Raw genomic sequence first — 2,719 nt, forward strand, 5'->3', positions numbered from 1 at the left:
CAACCTCAAGACCGCCACAGGCCTGGACGAGCAGATTGCGGCGCTCAACCGGTTCCAGGAGATCCACAACCAGGTCATGCCGTTCACGATCTTTGCCAATGCCGAGGAGTTCGTGGCGGTGGACGAGGCAGTGAAGGGAATCTCGCCCACGTCGTCGGGGGTCATGCTGTTCGACGGCGCCTACGTCACCAACCCCTGAGAGCCAGTCGCGCGTAGTTCCAGCCCCATCCGGGGAGCATGCCCCGCCGCGTCGGGACGTGACGACGACACCCCTAGCCCTCACCATCACACGCCCCCTTGAGCCGCTGGCCACCTCCGCCCAAATCCGTATGCACGGGATCAGGCTGGCGACCGTCGCTTCATGCGGCAGGTGTGGCAGGCCACTCGGGGGTGGCCGCGACGACACGGCCGCACCGCACTTGCTCCTGCACCGACCGGCTGACTTCGCGGCGGACGGGGGGCCAGCGCGTCGATCCACTTCGGCGAGTCGTTTATGGCCGGTGGGTGGCCCTAACTCGAGCCGACGGAACTGCTCACCGAGTTCGCCCGCGACCGGCCCTCCCCCAACCCACGCCCATCACAGGCGTGGCGTCGCCTGCATCTGCCGGGCCAGCCTCGGTGGGCGTCGCGGCGGCCTATCCGAAGACCGCGATGATCGCGCGACGGCCGCGCAGCACCCCCTTGCCGATGCTCAGAGACCCTTGTTCCCGAACTGGTCGGCGGACGCCGTCTCCCGACGGTCGTGGGGACAGTTGTGTAGCGCCACATCTCCCCTGCTCTCGGCCCCGGGTTCCAGGCCAAACTCACAGTCAATGCTTACCTGGCTGCCGCCGCCGGCGATTGCCACTTCCGCATTCGGCTGAGGCGGACCTTCTCGCGAAGCGGCGCGGCGGGCATCGTGCCGCGGGGACACACATCGCGAGGCGCCCGCAAGGGCATCCACACCGCGTATCGAGACGGTTCTCTTCAAACACTAGACAGTGTGACCGGAGTCACCTACCTTGAATATGGTTCCATTTGGAACTATTTCAGATGTTCGACACTGAGGAGACCGTGATGACGCTGTCCATAAAGGACGCGCTCGCCGCCAAGGGACTACACCCCTCGGCCGACGAACTCGACCGCATCGAATCCACCTGGGCCCAGATCGCCGGACTCCGGCGCGACCTCGACACCATCAACACTGCGGACGCCGACGTGGCGATCCGCAACATCCCCGGAGGCGACCACCATGTCTGACGAACTCCTCAGCAAGTCCGCGACCGAGATCGGCGAGCTGATCCGCGACAAGCAGGTCTCCCCCGTCGAGGTGACACGCCAGAGCCTCGACTACGCGCGGTCGAAGAACGAGCAGATCAACGCCTTTGTCAGTTTCCGCGACGAGCAGGCGCTCGCCGAGGCCGCACAGGCCGAGAAGGAGATCGCCGCCGGCGAAGTCCGCGGCCCGCTGCACGGCGTCCCCATGGCACTCAAGGACAACCTGTACGTCGCGGGCGAGGTCACCACCATGTCCTCGAAGATCCACGGAGAGTTCGTCTCCGAGCATGACGCCACGACTGTCGCGAAGCTGCGTGAGGCGGGCGTCGTCGTCACCGGCAAGCTCAACATGCACGAGTACGCCTGGGGGATCGACAACAACAGTCCCCACTTCGGCCCCGTGCACAACCCGTGGAATCTCGACAAGGTCCCCGGCGGGTCCAGTGGCGGGTCCGGTGCCGCCGTCGCCGCGGACATGTCCTATTCCACGCTCGGCACCGACACCGCCGGCTCGATTCGCATCCCCTCGTCCGCGAACGGCCTGGTGGGCCTCAAGCCGACGCACGGCCGCGTGTCCAAGTTCGGCTGCTTCCCCTTGGCCTGGACGCTGGACCACATCGGGCCCATGTCCAAGACGGTCGCCGACGCCGCCGCCATGCTCGGCGCGATCGCGGGATTCGACCGCCGCGACCCCACCTCGGTCGACGCCCCAGTGGACGATTACCTGGCCGGCCTCGGCGGCGACCCGAACGGACTGGTTATCGGAGTGGAGGAGGACTATTTCTTCCGCGACGTGGACTCGGAGATCGAGCGGATGGTCCGGGCCCGGATCGACGACCTGGTGGCCCGCGGCGCCACGGTGAAGAAGGTGCAGATCCCGTCCCTGCGCTACTCGGAGTGGACCGAGCTCGCCACGAGCCTGTCCGAGGCGTCGGCGATCCACCACCAGGACCTGCTCGACCGTCCCCAGGACATGGGCAGCGACATCCGCTTCCTGTTCTACCTGGGCGAGCTGTTCTCCTCGGTGGACTACCTGCAGGCGCAGCAGGCCCGCCGCCAGATCAAGCAGGAGTTCACCGCCGCCCTGGCCGACGTGGACGTGATCATGGCGCCCACGCTGCCGGTCATGGCCCCGGACATCGGGTCCGAGGTCGCGGACCTCAACGGCTCGCCGGTGGATCTGGTGCAGGCGTTCATCCGCTACACCGGGCCGAGCAACCTCACCGGACTGCCGGCGCTCACCGTGCCGGCCGGGCTCAACGACGGCCTTCCGGTGGGGCTTCAGCTCATCGGCAAGGCGTTCGACGAGTCCACTCTGTTGCGTGTGGGGGGCTACGTCGAGGAGTCCGATCCGATGGGAGGCTCGCGCGCGCCCCACTCGGCCTCGCCCGTCAGCGCGGTCTGACCGCCGCCGGCGCGGCCTGACCACTTCCCGCGCGGGGTGCCTCCTCGGTGGCGCCCC

At 67.6% G+C, this 2,719-nt stretch carries 2 protein-coding genes and 1 pseudogene; all 3 read left to right on the top strand.

The annotated features are described in order from the left end of the window. A pseudogene (locus tag ACWIE7_RS18685) lies at nucleotides 1–199 on the top strand (ABC transporter substrate-binding protein); the annotation flags it as partial. 857 nt (nucleotides 200–1,056) lie between these two features. After that, nucleotides 1,057–1,239 carry a hypothetical protein gene (locus ACWIE7_RS18690; RefSeq protein ID WP_230929956.1) on the top strand — a complete coding sequence of 61 codons (183 nt, stop codon included), beginning with the start codon at nucleotides 1,057–1,059 and terminating at the stop codon, nucleotides 1,237–1,239. Then, a complete protein-coding gene (locus tag ACWIE7_RS18695) occupies nucleotides 1,232–2,662 on the top strand; it encodes an amidase (RefSeq protein ID WP_454070260.1) in 1,431 nt (476 codons plus the stop codon). Before ACWIE7_RS18690 ends, ACWIE7_RS18695 begins: the two co-directional genes overlap by 8 nt. The last annotated feature ends 57 nt before the right edge of the window (nucleotides 2,663–2,719 follow it).

Source organism: Dietzia sp. NPDC055343 (assembly GCF_053645265.1).